Origin of the sequence: Bacillus cereus (genome assembly GCF_015071065.1) — a bacterium.
Taxonomy (GTDB): domain Bacteria; phylum Bacillota; class Bacilli; order Bacillales; family Bacillaceae_G; genus Bacillus_A; species Bacillus_A cereus_BA.
On the sequence record NZ_VOVA01000003.1, the window covers coordinates 378,475 to 399,650 of the forward strand.

Here is a 21,176-nt window from a genome sequence, read left to right on the forward strand (position 1 = left end):
TTAATCGCTAGATAATATTCTAATATTTTGGCTTTGCACCTTATTTATGTTAAATCGAAATAAGGAGCGAGCAAATTTGAATTATATAAATATTAGTGGTGAAATGAAGTCAGAGAGATTGGTTCAAGCCGAAAAAATGCTAGAAAATATGCCAAATGAAGAAATCGAATTTGGTAAATGGTTTATACAGCAATTAATGAATTTGAAGCATGTTTCAATTGATGAAAAGGTACATGATGGTGATATGATTCTAGATAACAAATGTAGAGTAATAGCAACACCAGGGCATACTTCAGGGCATATTTCATTATATTTTCCAAGTTTAAAAAGTGTAATTACAGGTGATGCAACTGTTCATGAGAATCATGAATTAGCCATTGCTAATACACACTTTTGTTTAAATGTTGAGAAAGCAGAACAGTCTTTGAGAAAGGTTAACAATCTTAAAGCTGAAGCTTACTATTGTTATCATGGTGGGAAATTTTCTTTATAATTGGGGGCTAAACATAAAAGCTCTCGAATTAAACAACTTTAAAGAGCCTTACTACACACTAGATTGTAGCAAGGCTCTTATATTTTTATAACAAAATTAAACAACTTTATTATCGGTTTACATAAATTTGCAAGATGTTTTTACAATAAATATTAAAAAGTATTTATATATATAAAATAACTAAAGTTCGGTTAGTGTTAAATAATAATATAGTTATTTAATTTTTTTCTATCCCTACTAAATCCCTTAAAATCAGTCACAATAAAGATGTTTAAAAATAGCCCTTATGCAACTAGAAGTACCGGCTAATTGAAAAACAATAGATAACAGAAATAGCTTTCAATTTCCTTACTGCCTGGTTAACAGTTTTTTATTATGACTTTATCAGTTCCTTTAAAGCATTCGTATTACTGCTTGTCAAAACGGGAATGAATTCAGTTATTTTCTCAATATCCCAGTCCCACCACTTAATGATATTGAGAATATCAATTGTTTCCTCGTCAAATCTATAACGTATAAATTTAGCCGGATTCCCTCCTACAATTGAATAAGGCTGAACATCTTTAGTTACAACAGAATTTGTGGCTATTATGGCTCCATCACCTATCTTAACACCAGGCATAATGGTAGCATTATAACCTATCCAAACATCATTTCCTATAACTGTATCACCTTTAAATCCACCACTTAAATTCTCTAAACCGACTGCCCAATCTCCACCAAATGCTCCAAAAGGAAACGTTGTAAAAGAATTTGTATTATGATTCGCACCATTCATAATAAATTTGGCATTGGATGCAATGGCACAAAACTTTCCGATTTTTAGTTTATCCCCTATAAAGTCAAAATGATAAAGGACATTTTTTTCAAAACCTAAAGGATTATTATGATCGTCATAATATGTGTAATCCCCAATTTCAATATTCGGATTAACCACTACATTCTTTAAAAAACATAGGCTTCTGATATTTTTCATGGGGAAAACACTTTTTATATCGGGACTACTCATTTTGCGACACTCCTAAAAATATATTTATTAGTTTCAATAACTATCTGTTCTATTTTATATTAACATTGTTTCTTAAATTCCTACCTCGTCAGTTTAAAAAGGGATATTTAAAATTAAACAATTTTATTGTTAGTTAACATATATAAATTCCCAATCCTATAGCGGTAATACTATTGACTCTGAAACAAATTATTATTTATAAAATCGCCTTTTATAAAACTAAAGGGGCTCTAAAAAGAGACCCTTAGTTTTTTTTGTAACCCTTAATTTATGATTATAAATCGTTTTAAATGATTACAACTTTAGTAAAGCATATCCTTTCACAACAAAACAGGAAGCATAACCCTGCATTTTATGCAAAGTTATGCTTCCTGTTATAATTGGGTGTCTTCATTAAATTGTTTTGATTGTTCTTTTATAATTCTTATCTCCGAATCTGTCCATTTCCACGAATCACATATTTTGTGGAAGTCAATGCAGGTAGCCCCATTGGTCCCCTTACGTGTAGCTTTTGTGTACTGATGCCAATTTCTGCACCGAATCCGAATTCATATCCATCAGTAAAACGAGTTGATGCATTATGATAAAGCGCCGCGGCATCAACAGATGTGAAAAATTTGCTGACGTTTTCCTCGTTCTCTGTAATAATCGCCTCGGAATGCATGGATCCATACGTATTTATATGATAAATTGCTTCTTCCGTAGTGGAAACCACTTTAACTGCCAGTGTGAGAGATAAAAACTCTGTTTCCCAGTCTTCTTCTGAAGCTAATGCAATAGAAGAATCAATTGCCAATGCTTTATTATCACCACGTAGCTCCACGCCTCTTTCCTTCAAGGAAGAAAACAGCTCGCTACCAAATTGCTGCGCCCAATTCTCATGAAGTATAATCGTTTCAATTGCATTACATACAGATGGGCGCTGTGTTTTTGCGTTTATAATAATATCAAATGCCATTTGTTTATCCGCTGTTTCATCAATGAAAATATGACAATTCCCCGCACCTGTTTCAAGTACTGGAACAGACGCTTCTCTCACTACAGTATCTATTAACTGCTTGCCGCCTCTTGGGATAAGAACATCCAAGTACTCATTCAATGTAAACAACTGCTTTGCACTATCTCGTGATGTATCTTCTATGAGCTGTACGCTTTCTGGAGGCAAACTTGTTTGTTTGAGCGCTCGGTGAATAACAGCAACGATAGCTTTGTTAGAATAGACAGCAGAAGAACTACCACGCAATATTACTGCGTTTCCTGTTTTTAAACAAATTGTAGCAGCATCCACTGTCACATTCGGCCTTGCCTCGTAAATCATTCCGACAACACCAAGTGGTACGCGCATCTCCTGAATAGATAATCCATTTGGCCTTTCCCATGCACTTACACATTCTCCAACAGGATCACGTAAATCAATTAGTTGCTTAATACCTTCAGTCATATCAATGATACGCTGTTCATTCAGCATAAGACGATCAAGAAGAGAATCAGAAAATCCTTTTGCCTTACCTTCTTCGATATCCTGTTTGTTTTCCTCTAAAATATAAGCTGTTTCTAATATCAGCTGATCAGCAATCGCAGCAAGTGCTTCGTTTTTTTGATTTGTAGATTTAAGCACAAGTTCTCTAGCGATTTTTTTCGCTTTTTGTCCCTTTGCTAACACTTCATTCATTTTCATTTCCTCCTTTTATAAAGTTAATAAGTAAAAATTTGAGACCCGTTAACTAAGTGTTTCCTGCCTATGGAATTAAAGAATTTGAGCAGTGGACTCTGCTCTCTCTATTCTTAAAATGAAACCCAATGATCCCTATGGATAACTTCATAGCTATGCCTTTCGCCTCTTGCTTGAATATCTTGGCTCTGCATACCTTTTAAATCCCTTAGTTCCTCCGCACTGTACCTGCATTGGCCTTTTCCTATTACGCGCCCTTGTTGTGTGATTACTTCCACGACTTCGCCTACTTGGAAAAATCCTGACACATTCGTAACACCAGCAGGCAGCAGGCTTTTTCCATGCTGAATGATAGCAGTAGCTGCTCCGGCATCTACTTCAATTTGTCCGTTAACAAGCGAATGCAAGGCGATCCATTGCTTGTTCATCTTAATCACTTTTTGAGGAGCATTACCGATATACGTTCCATCACCTTTGCCCTTCAAAACATCTAAAAACTTCTCCTGTCCACGTCCTGTTCCGATAAATACACTCACTCCAAGAGATAGTGCCGTCTTTGCAGCATCGATTTTTGATTTCATACCGCCAGTCCCAAGTTTTGAGCCAGCATCTCCAGCAAGAGAAGCAATTTCTTCCGTAACCTCAGGAAGGAAATAATATTTTTTCGCGCCCGCATTTTTCTGGGGATTTTTGTCATACAAACCGTTCACATCCGTAAAAATCATGAGCATATCCGCCGAAACAAGTCCGCTTACTAAAGCTGACAGCATATCATTATCACCGAACGTCAGCTCTTCTAAAGAAATGGAATCATTTTCATTGATTATAGGAAGAGCGGAACGGTTTAGTAGCTCGCCTAAAGTAGCGTAAGCGTTACTGTATTGTTCTTTTCTAGAAAAATCACTTCTCGTTAGTAAAAGTTGTGCAGTAACGATACCATATTTACGGAATTCCTCCGTGTACGCCTGCATTAATAAACTTTGCCCGACAGCGGCAGCAGCCTGTTTCCCTTTAATTGTCACAGGTCTGCTAGGATACCCTAGAGCAGAAAAACCTGCAGCGACTGCCCCAGATGTAATCAACAAAACTTCATGCCCTTCCTCTTTCAATCGTGCCAATGCGGCAACGTGATCTGAAAGTTGTTCTTTAGAGATGCCTCCATGACTCGCTGCCAAGGAACTACTCCCAATCTTTACAACAATTCGTTGTTTTTTCACTTTTGTATCCCCCAAGTCCAAAATCAAAGTTTTTCATAAATTACACTTTTATTTATACAGTTTACAGCTATGTCTATCCTCATCAATGCTGCACCTATCGTATTAAAGGGCAAAATAAAAATGACCGCTTCGCCCTTAATAAAATAAAAAGGACGAAACGGTCATTGTTCCGCGGTACCACCTTAATTGATATACATAGATATCCACTTGGCGCCTATAACGCAGGCGTACGCCTAAACTTTCATTTAAGACTCAGGGATAGGTTCGATACATTCTATACGAGGAATCTTTCAGCCGGTGAATTCCACTCTCTTTCGCAAGAAGAAATATGTACTAGTTCCCTTCAACGATTTACAATTTAATTTTTTTATATTATGCGATATATTTCGTTTTTGTGTCAAGAGATATTTTTAAAAATGAGTAGAGCGACAAGTTTCATGTATGAAATTATGGACATACTGGATGAAAGTAAAAATTGATATAACTATAACTCATATTTATAAACATAAAATCTTTAAATATAATGCATGTACTTACATAATGTCGAATATAATTTATTTTTATATTTTGTATTGCAAAAAGGCACACACTCTCTTAAAATATTTCTTTATATTGCATGGAGATATCATTATTATTTCAGAATAACAATATCAGACCGATATAATTTATGATAAAAGGAGCCAGATTGAGTTATTATGGACAAACAAATTGGATTCATCGGATGCGGAAATATGGGAATGGCTATGATTGGCGGGATGATAAACAAAAATATAGTGTCTTCAAATAAAATCATTTGTTCAGATTTAAACACTACTAATTTAAAACATGCTAGTGAAAAATATGGACTAACTACAACAACTGACAACAATGAAGTAGCTAAAAATGCTGATATTTTAATTTTATCAATTAAACCAGACCTATACGCATCAATAATTAACGAAATAAAAGAAGTGATCAAAAACGATGTTATCGTTGTAACGATCGCTGCAGGAAAAAGCATTAAAAGTACTGAGGATGCTTTTCATAAAAAGTTAAGAGTTGTAAGAGTAATGCCTAATACCCCTGCTCTTGTTGGAGAAGGAATGTCTGCGTTATGTCCTAATGAAATGGTAACAGAAAGAGATTTAGAAGATGTACTAAACATTTTCAATAGTTTTGGTCAAACAGAGATAGTAAGTGAAAAACTAATGGATGTTGTAACATCTGTAAGTGGTTCTTCGCCAGCATACGTATATATGTTTATAGAAGCGATGGCAGATGCTGCTGTACTAGATGGTATGCCACGAAATCAAGCATATAAATTCGCAGCTCAAGCTGTATTAGGCTCTGCAAAAATGGTACTAGAAACAGGAATACATCCAGGCGCATTGAAAGATATGGTTTGTTCTCCAGGCGGAACAACAATAGAAGCTGTAGCAACATTAGAGGAAAAAGGCTTACGAACAGCCATTATTTCAGCTATGCAGCGTTGTACGCAAAAGTCTGTTGAGCTATCTAGTACTAAAGAGTAACAACTGTAAAAAAGATCACTTTAGCTGAATACACATATCTTTAAATAGTTTTAGACTATATGCATATGTGGTTTACATGCTCCCCCGCTGTCAGTAAAAGATAAGCAGACAAATTCATGAATAATTGAGTTTGTCTGTTTTACATTTTATTATCTTGAAATATCTTTATAACTCTTATTGTTATTTATTTTGCAGATTAAGATACTCTTGTTATTACGTTAACGTCATTTTCATGTCTATTGAAATATTCTCAGAGACTAAGCATAATATCCATTAAAAAAGGTTGTGGTAGCAAACGTTCACATTGTTAACATAACATATTTACTGTCTTCTTTTATTCATGCCTGCGCATGAGCATTTCCGAATCCACCTCCATTACAATTTTCTCCATATCGTACATCTACTATTTAAACAAAAATTCCCCTTAAATCAAAAATGATTAAGGGGAGTCAGTCATATATGATGAAGTTATAGTTCTGATTTTACTGGAATAGAAACATTGTTTTTCACTAAATTTTTAACGTCTTTAAAGCTAACAAAATTGTTACTTTGCTCATCCCAAAGACGGAAACGGATTGACCGCAAACTTGTAGCAAGAGTAATCGTTGGTACATTTTTTAAAGGAAGCGTATTATTGTGTGCCTCTTCTAGTTTATAGTTAGGTACTCTTGGACTTAAATGGTGAACATGATGAAATCCAATATTACCAGTTAGAAATTGCAGGATTTTTGGAAGTTTATAAAACGAACTTCCTTCCACTGCCGCTTTCACATATTCCCACTCTTTATCTTCTTCAAAATAAGAGTCTTCGAACGTGTGCTGTACGTAAAACAGCCAAATACCTACTGAACCTGCTATTAAGAATATAGTACCATGCACTAAAAGAAACGATTGCCATCCGAGTGCCCAGCATAGTAACCCTACTAAAGCAACGATTAGAACATTCGTCAAATAGGTGTTCATGCGTTCCTTCTTTCTGGCACCTTTTCTGTTAAATCTATTTTTAAGTAGGAAAACATAAATCGGACCTAACCCAAACATAACCAATGGATTGCGATATAAACGATATGCTAAACGGAGTCTAAATGGCGCTGCCAAATATTCATTCACTGTAAGGGTCCAAATATCTCCTGTACCTCGCTTATCCAAATTACCACTTGTAGCGTGATGAACGGAATGCTCATGCCCCCATTGATCAAACGGGAATAAAGTTAAAACACCCATACCTGTCCCTACTATTCTATTTACACGACGACTTTTAAAAAAAGAATGATGGGTACAATCATGAAAAATAATGAAAACCCGTGTCATAAATCCAGCGGCCAATACAGCTGGAACTAATGCTAACCAATAAGAAACGGACAAACTTTTATAAGCAAGGTACCATAAGATAATAAATGGCACTACCGTATTGATGATTTGCCAAACACTTTTTTTTGCCGTTGATTTTTCAAAAGGAGCAACTTGTTTTTTTAAATTTTTAGTATTTTGTAAGGTCATTTTTTCTAATTCCTTTCCTTTATGTTGCTAATTCGTATTATAACACATTATTAGTAGTAGGTGTTATACGCAGGTATAATAAATATTTTATACTATGAAAATCTCTTTTTTCTTACTCATTCCTTACAAATTGCTTACGTCCAGAATAGCTTCTATTAATGCTAGCCTCATTATCTTTTTACGAAGATTCGTCATTGTTGTTCCTCCATAAGCTGTTTTCGAAATCCTCAATGTAACATTCGTATGTAAACAAGGATTTGATTTTCCATAACATTTACGCAAGCTTATATTTATTCTTTTTTATTATTAATTCCCCATTGTCACGAAACTAACAATAACCAGTTTTCTAAAGCGATAAAAAACGAATAACATACACAATGAACGTAATGTTCAATTGTTGCAACTGATTTTACCGGAACTGGATCTATTTCATGAAACAAATCAAATTACATTTAAAATAAAAAACTAGTCTATTTTGAAAACTTTCCTAACTTTTATTTAACTGTTCTTCTATATAAAATATAAAAATTTAATGTCCGTTTATTTAATTTTAAATCTATGATATATTCAAAATATTAATCATTGCAAAGTTAATAAAATGAAAACAAGGAAAATTTATGAAAAAATACATTTTATATTCATACTAAAATCACATAGTTTTTAGTATAGAAAGGAGATTCAAAATTTGAATAAGAATTTAACCAAAATTACATTAATAAGCGGTATCGCTCTTATACTTTATCATTTTTTCAAATGGTATTTAGTTGAATTCCTTACCCCATTTGTTATGCCATTTCTTTCAATAATAGTTCATGGATTGTTTTTCTTAATTTTAATTTTCACAATCATACATCTCATCAAATACAAAAATTGGAAACCACTAATTATTCAACTAATCATAGTAATTACTTGGATATGTATACCATTTAATGAGATTTATATAAATTTAGATTTTATTATCCATAAAGAAGACCGTGAAAAAGTTATAGCACTTATAGAACATAAAGAGTTAACTCCTAATGTTCATTATGATAGTAGACAAATTCATTTACCTAAACAGTTTGCATCCACTTCCAAAAACGGTGGGGATGTAATTATTCAACAAAATAAAAATGGTATTTCTGTTTTCTTCTTTACTTATCGTGGTATATTAGATAATTTTTCAGGATTTATTTACACACCAAATGATACTAGACCAAACAAATACGAATTTAATAATGAATATAAAGACATCACAAAAATAGAAAAAAACTGGTATTATGTCACATCACATTAAAGAACACAAAATTTTCTTTTAATTACATTAAAAACATACCGTATTTATAGAAATGGACTGCTTGTATACTATATACTGATCTGTACTGCATTCCCTAATTAGGCCCGACACGAATTCTTGTCGTATTAGCTCATTCAAGGTGATGCATTTTTTTTTACAAGTGATACATCTTTTTTATCATATACGTCGCTTTAACACCACTCAATATAGGGGTTGCTGTTTCAAATGACTCGAACCCTAACATAGGAGTAGCATAACACATCCATCAACTTAAGAATTTTCTCGTTTTGGATTATTTGTTTTTCTTAGCTTGATTGTGACAGGGCACTGCCAACAAAAAGCGATTTTCGTACACTAAGCGATCTTTTATATAAAAAAGCCGATTCCCTGTAAATTAAAGGATAATCGACTTCTTTATTATTCATTTAATTGTAGTATTTGAAGACACTTTAAAAATATTATCACCTTAATTATTATCTATAAAACAATCCGTTTCTCAGTTTCTGAATCGAAATAATGAACTTTTTCCATATTTAAACCGAGCTCTATATTTGATTGACTTTGCACATCTAAAGAAATGTCTACACGAGCTACAAAAGATTGTCCATTTAAGTTGGAATATAGATATGTTTCTGCTCCCATTAATTCTGCTACATCAATAGATACCGTTACTTTTGCGTTATATGGTAAAGCCTCGATTGCTTTTCCATAATAAAAGTCTTCTGGACGTATTCCTATTATGATTTCTTTATTCGTATAGCCCTTATTTCGCAAGCCTTTCATCTTCTCTTCCGGCACTTCAATTTTCCACTTATCAATCATAACTGCATTATCTGTTAATACTCCTTTGAAAAAATTCATTCCAGGTGAACCAATGAATCCGCCGACAAATACATTCTCTGGATTATCATACACTTCTTTCGGTGTACCGACTTGTTGTACAATACCATCTTTTAGCACAACTAAGCGCGTTGCCATCGTCATAGCTTCTATTTGATCGTGTGTAACATACACAGTTGTTGTTTGCAACTGCTTGTGTAATTTTGTAATCTCAGCACGCATTTGAACACGCAATTTCGCATCTAAGTTTGATAAAGGCTCGTCCATTAAAAATACCTTTGCATTTCGAACAATCGCTCGGCCTAAGGCAACACGCTGGCGCTGCCCACCTGAAAGTACTTTTGGCTTCCGGCTTAAATACTGCTCAAGCCCAAGAATTTTTGCTGCATGTTGCACACGCTTTTCAATTTCTTCTTTACTATATTTTCGTAGTTTTAATCCAAATGCCATGTTTTCATACACACTCATATGCGGATAAAGTGCATAATTTTGAAATACCATTGCAATATCTCTATCTTTCGGTGTAATATCATTTACTCGTTTTCCGTCAATATAAAAATCGCCCTCTGAAATCTCTTCAAGTCCTGCAATCATACGTAATGTTGTAGATTTCCCACACCCTGAAGGGCCAACCAAAACGATAAATTCTCCATCATTTACTTCTAGATTAAAATCTTTTACGATTGTCACATCATGATCATATTTTTTGTAAATGTTTTTGAATGATAGTTGAGCCATAATATCCTCCTAGAATTCGAGCTATATTTATAGATATTGTTAAAATTTATGATGACATGAATTATAAAATCTTCGAAATATCCTTCATACTGTCTAAAATATAATCCGCTTTCCCTTCTAAATCTTTCTTCCTGCTCGCACCCGATAAGACGCCTACTACTTTAATGTTACTATTTCTCGCAAATGTAACGTCTGTCAATGTATCACCTACCATAAGCACATCTTCTTCAGTGAGTGAAAATTTTTCTTTAAACATATGATAAAAATCACTTTCAGGTTTTGTTCTATTCACACCGTCATCTGCACCTAAAAAATCTACGTAATCATATAACTCAGTCATTTTCAGAGAATGAATAGCTGCATCAACATCGTCTGCCGTAACAACCCCAATAATATATTCATTGTCTTTTAAATAGCGTAATGTTTCCTTTGCACCTTCCACTTCTGTAAATACAAGATCATCTGCTGTAGAGTACTTTTTGAATAGAAGACATACATTATGAATAAAATTCTCTTTATCCACATGTTGATTTTCTAACAACGAATACCATGCAGCCGCAATAAAGTAATTTGTGCGACAAGCTAGTAAACTCGTACTCTCAAAATCATTATCATTCATACCAATAATCGTTAAGTAGTCATCTCGTTTACCTTTTTCATTTGGATATGTTTGAAATATATCATCTAACACACGATGCACAATTTTGTACCAAACTGAATCTAACTGTATTAATGTTCCATCTTTATCAAAAATAATCGCTTTATTCACCTTTTATTCCCCCTATAACTTCATTCCATGTTTTCATATTTTTATTCTGAACTTTATTATGAATAGGATTAATAAACGCTACTAATTCGTCCTCTTCCCATCCCTCAACTCTAGCGTACGCCCCTTCATTTAAAGAGAATGCAAAGGTTACGTCGCTGCCGTATTCTTTTTCAATCGTTTGTCCATTTATAAGTAGTCTCCACTCACACGGTTTATCTGTACGAATGTTGTAAATAATATTCCCTTTAGCCTCATCACCGACATAAATCGTTTCACCTTCGTTTTGAATTTCTATCGCCAGTTTTCTGAACCGAGAGAAATAAATTCTTCCGTTTTTGATCGCAAATTTCAAGTTTTTAATAGATAAACCGTTACATAATACATATGTTCCTGGATCACCGTAAATTGATGGGTCTTTTGATCCTGGGAATGTTTTAGACGGATGTAAATGCGAATCACTTCCCCCTATCCCCCAGATTTTAAGACCCTTTGACCACATTTGATCGAAACAACGCAAAGCTTCTAAAGTAGATGATTTACTTTTTTTATAAGTTGGATCACACATAATTTCCATCGTATGAACATTTTCTAAGTTAATATTAACTTGGTTCGCCCAAGGCTTCATAAATGGATGATTCACACTCAATAAATAGCCTTTTTCTTTCATGAGTGAAAATAGTACATTCATTTTTTCAGCACTAAATGATTCATCTACATACTCTGTAAAATCAACAAATTCTCTTATGCCAAATATATTGTAATGACCATAAGGAGTTGTAAGTTCCATAGATGGTATAATTAATGTGCTTCCTTTTTCATAAGATGGCATAACGATATTGTGTTCCGTCGCATATAAAAAATCTAATGCTTGTTTTTCACATACTTTCATTCCAAGTTCATCATCTATCTCGCCATCTGTTAAATCCGTATGTTCATGAAAATCCCCTTTGTACCAGCGATGCTCTTCATTTATTACCTTATTAAAACGGTCTTCATCGATAAAAACATTTTCCTTGCAAAAATGCTCTCTATTATACTTTCGTTCCAACTGATCATTCACTACTATATTTACTGTATAGTCGACTTTTTCTCCGGTAAACTTTACTACTTTCTTTGCACAATGTGGTATATACACGACTTCTAATCCCCAATTACCTGACTGTATTTCTCCTCCAATACAACCAGCGGAACAAAACTTTGAATCTTTCGAAACAACTAGTTTTTCATTTACAATTGGAGTTTGATATTGCATACGTACATAGCCGTTAGGATCTCTCAAGATTAGTAAAAGAGGAATTTTCCGGCTGTCACCTTGATCAATAGTTAATGTAAAGTTTGTAATATCAGTTTCATCCATTTGGAAACAATGTTTATTTTTTACGAATGAAGAAAGTGTTATCGTACTTGTTATTACGATCATAGTTCTCACACCTTTTTAAGTGAATTTTAGAGGCACTTCTTTCGTTAAAAAGCACCTCACGTTAGTCATACAAAACAGGTTTATTTCTTCTTTTTCAGAAATTTATCTAACTCTTCTTGCGCAACTTTAGCTGCTTCATCTAACGCTTTTTTTGCTGGAACTCCCTCAATCTCTACTTTATCTTTAGCTACATTTAATGCGTCATTGATTTTCCCGCCCGTCGGGTCTACAAATGGCCCTACTCCATAATTGTTAGCTTGCTCTACTGGGATTAATGCTTGTGGTTGTTTTTTTACAAATTCAGCATATGGACTGTAATCTGTTACATTGTTACGAACAGGGATATAGCCTGTTGCCATGGACCATTCAGCCGTTTTCTCAGTACTTGTCGCAAATTTCATAAAGTCATATGCACCTTTTGCTACTTCTGGGTCAATATTTCTCGTTAATGTGAATAAGTATGTTTCTAATTTTGGCGCTGGTTTATTATTTCCCCAAGCTGGTTGAGGTAATGCTTCAAAAGTGTTAAGACGTTCTTCTTCCGTCATTCCTTTACCTAATGATTTAAAAACAAATGCTTGGTCACCAGATGATCCTGTGAACCCTAATGTTCTACCTTCGACTAAATCAATTACTGTTTTATCCCAATATTCCCATCCAGTACCACCTGAATGTATTTTCATAATTTTATCTTCATGAAGCCATGTACGGAATTTCTCCCATACCGTAACCCAAGTATCATCGTTAATTAATACTTTTTTTCCATCTTCACTTAATACATTGCCTCCAGCACTACGGACTGCATCAATTAAGTTTGACGTCCCCCACATTGGCATCCACCCAGCATATGAAACATTTCCGTTTTCACCACGTTTTGCGACTGTTTTTGCTACCTTTTCTACACCTTCCCACGTCTTTAAATTATCTTTTGTAAAGCCATTTTCCGCTAATGCTTTTTTATTATAATAAAAGATTTGTGTTGTACCGTAAAACGGAATTCCATATAACTTCCCGTCAATTGTTGCTTGCTCCATAAAACCTTTTCCGTAGTCTTCCTTTTTAAAATCAGTATCATTTTTAACAGATTCATCTAAAGGTACGATTAACTGTTTTTTAACATATTCTTGAATGACATCTGAACCTAGTAATGCGATTGCTTCTTGGTTATTCGCTGCAAATCCACTTTGTAGCTTTTGATAAGACTCATCGTAGTTACCCGCTTTCGTCGTTTTCACTACATATTTGTCCTGACTTTTATTGTATTCTTCCACGATCTTGTCTACACGATCTGCAAGAGAACCACCCACTCCATTTATGAATGGAACAACAACCTTCTCGCCTTCTTTACTTGCTTTAACCGTACTTCCTTTTCCGCCTGAACACCCCGTAAGTGCACTAACAAACAATGTTAAAACTGTTAGAAGCATGCATAGTTTTTTCATCCCACATATCTCCTTTACTATTTAATTACCCCTTTATTCCTGAATCAGTAACACCAGATAAGAACCATTTTTGTAGAATTAAAAATACGAGTAAGAGCGGCACCGTTGCGATTGTACTTGCAACCATAATGTGTGACCAATCTCGTCCTAAAGAACTATTAATGAAATAATCAGCAATTCCATTCGTGATTAACTTTTGTGTATTATCTTTCAAAATAAGAGCTGGCCAAATGTAATTATTATAGTTACCAATAAATGTGACCAATCCTAATGTTACAAATGATGATCGTGTCATCGGAAAAATAATTTTCCAAAGAATACGCCAATCACTTGCTCCATCAATTTTGGCTGCTTCTACTATTTCAAAACCAACTTTGTGGAACGTTTGTTTTAAATAGAAAATACCGAATACGCTAACAGCCATAGAAATCATGTATCCAAAATGTGAATCAAGTAGCCCAAACTTCCCTAACATTACATATACAGGAACATACGATACAGCTCCAGGGATCATATAGGTTGCCATCACAACACTAAACGTAATATTCTTGCCTTTAAACTTATAAAATGCCAACATATAAGCAAAAAGTGCTGACGAAACAAGTACATATATAGTAATGATGAAAGAAGTATAGAAACTATTAAATAAATATGTGCTAAATGGAAGGATATCTAATACTTGACGATAATTTTCCCAGTGAAATTCCTTAGGCCAAAAACCTCCTTGTAACACTTCACTAGATGTTTTAAACGAACCAAGTACCATCCATATGAATGGAAAAACAAATAGTATACTTGATAACGCTAGAAAGAGATGCTTTACGATTAATGGACTTTTTTTCATATTATTCACCTTAATAGTTCACCCACTTGTCACCTATTATTTTGTTTATAACAGATAGTAGAATTGTAATGATTAGTATGATAAATGCGATTGCTGTTGCAGATCCCATATCAAATTGTTCAAACCCTTGTTGGAAGAATAAATAAAGTAACGTACGCGTCGAACCACTAGGTCCACCTTGTGTTAAAATTTTTATTTGATCGTAAGCCTGCACTGAAGAAATTGTATTGACAACAACTAAGAAGAAAGTTGTTGATGAAACCATTGGCAATGTTACATATCGAAATTTCTGCCATGCATTTGCTCCATCAATACTAGCTGCTTCATATAAACTATCTGGAACTTTTTCTAATGCGCCGATATAGAAGATCATCGTCCAACCAACTAATTTCCAAACTGTCACAATAATGACTGCTAACATCGCTGTTTGACTACTTTGAAGCCAGTCCAAACCTGGTATCCCGAAAAAGTTTAGAACTTTATTAATAACTCCAAATTGAGGTTCATATAAAAGTGACCACACAATGGATACAGCTATTGTTGGCGTTACCCAAGGTGAAAAAATCATTAATTGGTACAATGCAGAACCTTTGAATTTTTTTCGGAAGAATAATGCGAATCCTAAACCTAATGCAATCGTCGGAATGACTGTTCCAATTCCGAAATAAAACGTATTTAGCAACGCTTGCATAAAAGAATCTTGTGTAAATAAATTGAAATAGTTTTCTAAACCAACAAAGTTAAAATCATTCGTCATAAAATCCCAATCAGTAAAACTAATACCTAAACTAATGAAATTCGGAATAATCCAAAATAATATTAGAGGTATTCCAACTGGTATTAAAAAGAACACAGCTTTTGATAGTTTTATTTGCATTCTTGCCACCTCCTAATTCATATTGTACGAGTATATTATTAACACAATGTTGTTAATTTGTTAATCAATTGTAAAAACAACAAATTAACAAAATAAAACAACATATAAACAATAAAAGAAGACTATTTCTCAACTTACTAAGAAATAGTCTTCTTTTTTGTTTTGCTATACTGTTATTACTTCTATCCCATTACTTGTTAACACATTGTGCCACGCCTCATCGAGCTTAGCGTTTGTATATAATGCATCTATATCACTAAAATTCCCGCTTTTATAAAACTTTGTTAAATTAAACTTTGACTCATCAGCCATCATGACAACTTGTTTTGCATTATTCTTTAACTGCTTATATATTTGCGCATCTTCAATATACGAACATGTTAGTTCTTTTTCTAAAGAAATCCCATCACAAGAAGCAAATAACTTATTAACAGTGAAATGGTCAAGATAGTTTAACGTCATTTCTCCAGACAATGCTAATGAATTTGTATTCAATATTCCTCCAATGACTATTAACCTGCAATCAAAGGAATCATATTGTTCTTTAAGCTCAATAATTTTATTTACAGCTGGTATCGAGTTTGTTAAAATCGTCAAATTCTTTTTATCGTGTATGTAATCTAAAATTTGCATTGTGGTTGTCCCAATTTCAATTGCGATAATATCATTATCTTCTACGAGTTTACTTGCTTCCATTGCAATTTTTCGTTTTTCTTCAATATTCTCAGCTCGACGTTTATCAAAATGAAATTCTAGTGTTTGATCTTTTTTCTTAATTGCACCACCATGTATTTTCGTAAGCTGCCCTTCCTTGTGCAACATATCTAAATCTCTTCGTATCGTTTCTGTCGTAACATTTAATACCTTCGCTAAATCATTTACCATAACTCGGTTATACTTTTCTAACTCATCTAGTATGTATTTTCTTCGTTCAAATTGTGTGTACGATTTCATTTCATTAACACCTCGTCAAATTACGCAAAATATTGATTTTCTAAAAACTCTTATTATAAGAAAGACTTAATCGTTACTTTTAACATAACATCATTTACAGAAAGAAGGAACGATTATCTTCATTAAAATTCAAAATTGGTTTAACAACAAAAACACGATTAAAAAATAAAAATTTATTGTTAAACGATAAATATCATGTTAGATTAAATAGATAATATTTAAATGAGGTGCTTTATATGAAACAAGGATCAACACTCTTTTTAAAGACAGCTATTATTCTTATTGGAATCCCTGTTCTTGCTTTATGTATATTTTTAGTCCCTAACATAGGGAACTATGCAGCGGAATTGTACCCCGATATTGCATATATAAAATATCTTATTTTAATCAATCTATATGCAACGGTGGTACCTTTTTATTTCGCTCTGTATCAAGCTTTTAAACTTGTAAGCCACATTGACAAGGGTAATGCCTTCTCGAAATTATCTGTTAGAGCTTTAAAAAAGATAAAACACTGCGCAGTAACAATCAGTATTTTATATGTGGTAGGCATGCCACTCTTCTATCTTGTAGCAGAGAGAGATGATGCACCTGGTATTATTATACTTGGCATGCTCCTAATCTTTGCTTCAATGGTTATCGCAGTCTTTGCTGCCGTTCTCCAAATACTTTTAAAAGGTGCGATAGATATAAAATCAGAAAATGATTTAACGGTCTGAGGTGAATAACATGGCAATTATCGTGAATATTGATGTAATGCTAGCGAAAAGAAAAATGAGTGTAACTGAACTTTCAGAGAAAGTTGGAATTACTATGGCTAACCTTTCTATATTAAAAAATGGAAAAGCAAAAGCAATTAGAATTTCAACTTTAGATGCTGTTTGTAAAGCATTAGAATGCCAACCTGGGGATATTTTAGAATATCAACCTGAAGATACCGAATAAAAAGAGTCCTTCTATTAATGAAGGACTCTTTTTATTGCTCATTACGGTGCAAAGCTAACTTGACCAGTCAATACTAAAATAATTGCGATTATCCAAAATATAATAAATGATGAGGACAGTATTAATGAAATAATAGCAAGCCCCTTCTTCTCTGTTTTTTTCGTCATTGTGATTATTGAAAGTATGATACCTACACCTGTCAGAGCAATTGTAATATAATCTCCCACTATATTACCCGCATTCGCTATCCTCGTCGGAGTTATAAAAACGAATAAAAAACACATAATGCCGATGAGTAAAGATATATAGCTTATTATACTATACTTCTTTTTGGGAACTATTTCGATTTTCATAATTACCCACCCCTTCTATATAGCTATGTGTTCATATTAGCACAAATAACCATAATTTGGTTAAATCCAAAAACAGATAAAGTGGAAGTTTCCACTTTATCTGTTTTTTATTTAATATATAAACCTGCTATTTCCTCTTTATCATTATAAGTTACGATAAAGGTACGTTGTTCTTTACTATATTTTGCTACGAGAACAACTGTATATAAACCATCTTTTTCTTCAATCGACTTTTTTTCAATATTTTCGAATGTACCAGCTTTTTCAATTACAGACGTAAGATCTTTCATTTTCTCCTCTGATAATGCGGTTTTCATCTTGCTATCAAATTTTTCATGTACTTCTTTATACTTAGTTTCATTTAGTAACGTTACAATTTCTTCCGCTTTCGGAATAAATTTTTTTGAAGTACTTTCATCTACTTTATTACCCGTACATGCGACGAGTGCAAATGTCGCGATAGCACCAATGATTATGAGTAACATTCTTTTCATTTTAATACACCCTTTCTTTTTAAGATGAAACTATAACTAAATACAAGTAAAGCACAAATTGCTATTGTAGCTTCTACAGTAAATATAGCCCTATCTGCTGGTACGTATAGCGGTATGATGCCTGCTAGTGTATTTACAGTCCCATGGATGAAAATTGCATATACAACATAACGAAATTTCTTTTGGACAACAGCTTGCAATACAATGAATGACAGACCGACATGGATTAACATCGCAAAGATACGTTCCACTCCACCGACAAAATAACTATCCGTATTTCCGCTAACTGTTTGCGATAATAATAGAGATACTACTGGAATACCGACTATCAACACAGCTTCAATACCGCCATGCCCTACTCCGAATAAAAATCCAGACTGCCAATCTCGTTGTTTCATAAAATAGCGCATTGCAATAAAACGAGCTATCTCTTCAAAAATACCAGCTGACAAACTGAGCATAATCGCAAATACTATAGGCTGCATTACACTAAACATTGAAAAAGCTGTGCTATTTCCATTTAAATAATTCAGCATTGGTATACGGATTAAAACTTGTGATACAACAAATGCCAATACGCCTAGCATATACGGGATATAGCGTTTCTTCCAAAAAGCATATAAAAGTGCAACAAGCGGTAACCCTATACTTATAAACGCTGTAAAAATAAGACCATTCATCTCGTTTCACCTCTTACTTGAAGTGTATAAAAACGATTGAAGAAAGTATGTAGTTATTTCTTATTCGGTTTGATTTCCATCATAAATGGTTATCTATTTTTTTAGTATGAAAGTTTGCGTGAAATGAGGACTCATATAAGCCGTTTCTAGCGTTGCATTATTCGTTTTATTTATAATACGTTTTAATGAGAATAACCCATATCCTCTGCCCTCTTCTTTACTCGAATAGTTCTTCTCATAAATTTTTTGCAAATCAATCTCTTTATAATTGGAGCTATTACGAACAACAAAATATTGCTCTGCATCCATTTCAAAAAAGGCAATTTGCAGTACCTTTTCCTCACTATGTACCGCCTCTTCAGTTGCATTATCTAATAAGACTGAAATGATACGAATAAAAGGAACTATAGGCATCGAAACCGTCGCTATTTTTTCCGGAATATCAAGCATTACTTTTATTTGTTGTTGCTGGGCAGTACCCACTTTTGCTCTTAATACACTTTTTACTTCAGATATATGTATACGAGATAATTTCGCAATATCGAGTTCATGATCGTTTATTAATTTTACAGTTGGAGTAATAACGTCATAATACACTTGCTCGATTTCATTCACATTTTTTGTACGTATTCCCGCTTCTAACGCAAGTAAAACATTAATATAATCGTGGCGGAAACTAGCCAGTTCATCATGCATCGATTCTAATTTCTCAACATAATCGAGTAATTCTTTATCTAAACTTGTTTCATGTTCTTCTACCAACTTCTCTTTCGCCAAATGCGAACTCAGTAATACAATAAGTAGTAATACTAAGAACAATATAATTGCTGAAATAAAACTCAATTCTCCATATTGCTGATTTAACTTTACTAAAAAATCAGTGGATGGACTCGTTAAAATTAATTCAATAATAAACCCGATAATTAACAAAATATAAGTAACATAATATAGTGGACTTCCTACTATGTACTGAGCGATGCTTTGAATTCGTTTACGAGCTAATACAATACCTATAAACGTTATGAGCGACACGATAAGATGAATTATACTCGCTGTCCATAAATAGAAATCAAATGGTGTTAACATAAATAGTTTCATACCCACTTCGAGAAATAGCATTTTCACAAGCGTAATAATAACCATGCTAACAAGTGCAAAATATAAATTCCGCATAAAGTTCAATTCATTTTGCATCAATCCTAAACTTATAAGAAATAACACAATTGTACTATTAAGCTCTGGATATCTCGTTACTGTTACGACAATTGCAAGTAAAATAATAAATACAACACTTAAAGACACTAACATTCTATATGACAATCTATTGTACCGGATTAATTGAATGTATAAGAATGTATGACTCATACTAGTAAGCAGTAGTGCAAATAAATCATAAATATACATTACATCTCACCCTTTAACATTTTACGTACTTTACTAACTAAACGGCGCGATACTGGAATTCGTTTCCCACTTTTTAATATCATCATCTTTTGCTTTGCATTATAAGAAGACATTTGCGTAATATTCACGACATATGATTGATGACAACGAAATAAACGTTCATCTACTATTTCAATCTCTTTTAATGTGCCATAAAAATAAACGATTCGATCTAACGTTACTAATGCTAACCGATGTGGTTCATCGGTCATAATATATTCAACTATATGAAATGGTACTCGCACAGTCGCATTATTATTTTCAACGATAAAATCGTCGGTTGGAACGATATGCTTATTACGCACTTCATATTGAAGTAAACATTGTTCAAAAACTTGATAGCGTTCTTCATAAGGCAACCCTTTATCGATAAAGGTTAACGCCGATACCATATATTGATAGGAAATTGGCGCAAATTCAGAATGCGTTGTTACAAACACAATGATCCCTTGTGTATCATATTTACGAATCTCTTGCGCTACTTGCAGCCCTTTACGTTCTTCTCTTTTAATCTCAATATCTAAAAAATATATCGGTACATAAGTCGCCCTTGGAATGTTTTTAATAATAGTTTCACTTTTACTAGTTACTTCAATAAAATCATAAGGCAGCATATATTTTTCACAAATCTCCTCGACTAGCCGCTTCATTTGCTGCGCTTGTATGACATCATCTTCTAAAATGAAAATACTCATATTA

At 33.5% G+C, this 21,176-nt stretch carries 20 protein-coding genes, 1 pseudogene and 1 other annotated feature; of the genes and pseudogenes, 5 read left to right on the plus strand and 16 right to left on the minus strand.

Going from position 1 to position 21,176, the window contains the following annotated elements; all coding sequences use genetic code 11:
- Positions 1 to 91: 91 nt before the first annotated feature.
- Positions 92 to 493: pseudogene (locus tag FT637_RS12665) on the plus strand (MBL fold metallo-hydrolase); the annotation flags it as partial.
- Positions 494 to 866: 373 nt separating this feature from the next.
- Here the strand turns inward: FT637_RS12665 and FT637_RS12670 are convergent.
- From FT637_RS12670 to proB, 3 genes are all read right to left on the minus strand, one after another.
- Positions 867 to 1,502, minus strand: a complete 636-nt coding sequence (locus FT637_RS12670) for a CatB-related O-acetyltransferase (protein WP_193646591.1) — start codon at positions 1,500 to 1,502, stop codon at positions 867 to 869.
- 424 nt (positions 1,503 to 1,926) lie between these two features.
- Positions 1,927 to 3,174: a glutamate-5-semialdehyde dehydrogenase gene (locus tag FT637_RS12675; protein WP_193646592.1), complete on the minus strand. Its 1,248-nt coding sequence runs from the start codon at positions 3,172 to 3,174 to the stop codon at positions 1,927 to 1,929.
- Positions 3,175 to 3,287: 113 nt separating this feature from the next.
- Complete coding sequence (proB, locus tag FT637_RS12680; RefSeq protein ID WP_193646718.1) at positions 3,288 to 4,391, minus strand: glutamate 5-kinase; 1,104 nt, start codon at positions 4,389 to 4,391, stop codon at positions 3,288 to 3,290.
- Between the two features lie 145 nt (positions 4,392 to 4,536).
- Positions 4,537 to 4,747: a binding site (T-box leader), on the minus strand.
- Between the two features lie 339 nt (positions 4,748 to 5,086).
- On the opposite strand from proB, the gene proC reads away from it, so the two are divergent.
- Positions 5,087 to 5,902, plus strand: a complete 816-nt coding sequence (gene proC, locus FT637_RS12685; RefSeq protein ID WP_193646593.1) for a pyrroline-5-carboxylate reductase — start codon at positions 5,087 to 5,089, stop codon at positions 5,900 to 5,902.
- Between the two features lie 468 nt (positions 5,903 to 6,370).
- On the opposite strand, the gene FT637_RS12690 is transcribed toward proC, so the two are convergent.
- On the minus strand, positions 6,371 to 7,402 hold the full coding sequence (locus FT637_RS12690; RefSeq protein WP_193646594.1) for a fatty acid desaturase: 1,032 nt from the start codon (positions 7,400 to 7,402) through the stop codon (positions 6,371 to 6,373).
- 685 nt (positions 7,403 to 8,087) lie between these two features.
- On the opposite strand from FT637_RS12690, the gene FT637_RS12695 reads away from it, so the two are divergent.
- The gene (locus tag FT637_RS12695) at positions 8,088 to 8,678 is read left to right on the plus strand and encodes a hypothetical protein (RefSeq protein WP_193646595.1); all 591 of its coding nucleotides are present in this window, start codon (positions 8,088 to 8,090) and stop codon (positions 8,676 to 8,678) included.
- A 477-nt stretch (positions 8,679 to 9,155) separates the two neighbouring features.
- On the opposite strand, the gene FT637_RS12700 is transcribed toward FT637_RS12695, so the two are convergent.
- From FT637_RS12700 to FT637_RS12730, 7 genes are all read right to left on the minus strand, one after another.
- Positions 9,156 to 10,256 (minus strand): ABC transporter ATP-binding protein, encoded by a 1,101-nt coding sequence (locus FT637_RS12700; RefSeq protein WP_193646596.1) that lies wholly within the window; start codon positions 10,254 to 10,256, stop codon positions 9,156 to 9,158.
- A gap of 61 nt (positions 10,257 to 10,317) precedes the next feature.
- Positions 10,318 to 11,025: an HAD family hydrolase gene (locus FT637_RS12705; RefSeq protein ID WP_193646597.1), complete on the minus strand. Its 708-nt coding sequence runs from the start codon at positions 11,023 to 11,025 to the stop codon at positions 10,318 to 10,320.
- On the minus strand, positions 11,018 to 12,445 hold the full coding sequence (locus tag FT637_RS12710) for a CehA/McbA family metallohydrolase (RefSeq protein ID WP_193646598.1): 1,428 nt from the start codon (positions 12,443 to 12,445) through the stop codon (positions 11,018 to 11,020). The genes FT637_RS12705 and FT637_RS12710 overlap by 8 nt, the downstream gene beginning before the upstream one ends.
- A gap of 80 nt (positions 12,446 to 12,525) precedes the next feature.
- Complete coding sequence (locus FT637_RS12715) at positions 12,526 to 13,887, minus strand: extracellular solute-binding protein (protein ID WP_193646599.1); 1,362 nt, start codon at positions 13,885 to 13,887, stop codon at positions 12,526 to 12,528.
- Positions 13,888 to 13,912: 25 nt separating this feature from the next.
- Entirely contained in the window at positions 13,913 to 14,731 is an 819-nt protein-coding gene (locus tag FT637_RS12720; protein WP_193646600.1) for a carbohydrate ABC transporter permease, read from the minus strand.
- Positions 14,732 to 14,741: 10 nt separating this feature from the next.
- Positions 14,742 to 15,608, minus strand: a complete 867-nt coding sequence (locus FT637_RS12725; RefSeq protein WP_098767629.1) for a carbohydrate ABC transporter permease — start codon at positions 15,606 to 15,608, stop codon at positions 14,742 to 14,744.
- Between the two features lie 165 nt (positions 15,609 to 15,773).
- Positions 15,774 to 16,562 (minus strand): DeoR/GlpR family DNA-binding transcription regulator, encoded by a 789-nt coding sequence (locus tag FT637_RS12730; RefSeq protein WP_193646601.1) that lies wholly within the window; start codon positions 16,560 to 16,562, stop codon positions 15,774 to 15,776.
- 236 nt (positions 16,563 to 16,798) lie between these two features.
- On the opposite strand from FT637_RS12730, the gene FT637_RS12735 reads away from it, so the two are divergent.
- Positions 16,799 to 17,281 carry a DUF2975 domain-containing protein gene (locus tag FT637_RS12735; RefSeq protein ID WP_193646602.1) on the plus strand — a complete coding sequence of 161 codons (483 nt, stop codon included), beginning with the start codon at positions 16,799 to 16,801 and terminating at the stop codon, positions 17,279 to 17,281.
- A 10-nt stretch (positions 17,282 to 17,291) separates the two neighbouring features.
- Entirely contained in the window at positions 17,292 to 17,507 is a 216-nt protein-coding gene (locus FT637_RS12740; protein ID WP_193646603.1) for a helix-turn-helix domain-containing protein, read from the plus strand.
- Between the two features lie 41 nt (positions 17,508 to 17,548).
- Here the strand turns inward: FT637_RS12740 and FT637_RS12745 are convergent, their stop codons facing one another.
- The 5 genes from FT637_RS12745 to FT637_RS12765 all read right to left on the minus strand — a co-directional run bounded on the left by FT637_RS12745 (position 17,549) and on the right by FT637_RS12765 (position 21,172).
- On the minus strand, positions 17,549 to 17,860 hold the full coding sequence (locus FT637_RS12745) for a hypothetical protein (protein WP_193646604.1): 312 nt from the start codon (positions 17,858 to 17,860) through the stop codon (positions 17,549 to 17,551).
- Between the two features lie 107 nt (positions 17,861 to 17,967).
- The gene (locus tag FT637_RS12750; RefSeq protein ID WP_193646605.1) at positions 17,968 to 18,354 is read right to left on the minus strand and encodes a DUF3887 domain-containing protein; all 387 of its coding nucleotides are present in this window, start codon (positions 18,352 to 18,354) and stop codon (positions 17,968 to 17,970) included.
- On the minus strand, positions 18,351 to 19,034 hold the full coding sequence (locus tag FT637_RS12755; RefSeq protein ID WP_193646606.1) for a YhfC family glutamic-type intramembrane protease: 684 nt from the start codon (positions 19,032 to 19,034) through the stop codon (positions 18,351 to 18,353). Before FT637_RS12755 ends, FT637_RS12750 begins: the two co-directional genes overlap by 4 nt.
- Positions 19,035 to 19,127: 93 nt before the next feature.
- Entirely contained in the window at positions 19,128 to 20,438 is a 1,311-nt protein-coding gene (locus FT637_RS12760; RefSeq protein ID WP_193646607.1) for a GHKL domain-containing protein, read from the minus strand.
- Positions 20,438 to 21,172 (minus strand): response regulator transcription factor, encoded by a 735-nt coding sequence (locus FT637_RS12765; RefSeq protein WP_193646608.1) that lies wholly within the window; start codon positions 21,170 to 21,172, stop codon positions 20,438 to 20,440. Before FT637_RS12765 ends, FT637_RS12760 begins: the two co-directional genes overlap by 1 nt.
- Positions 21,173 to 21,176 lie beyond the last annotated feature (4 nt).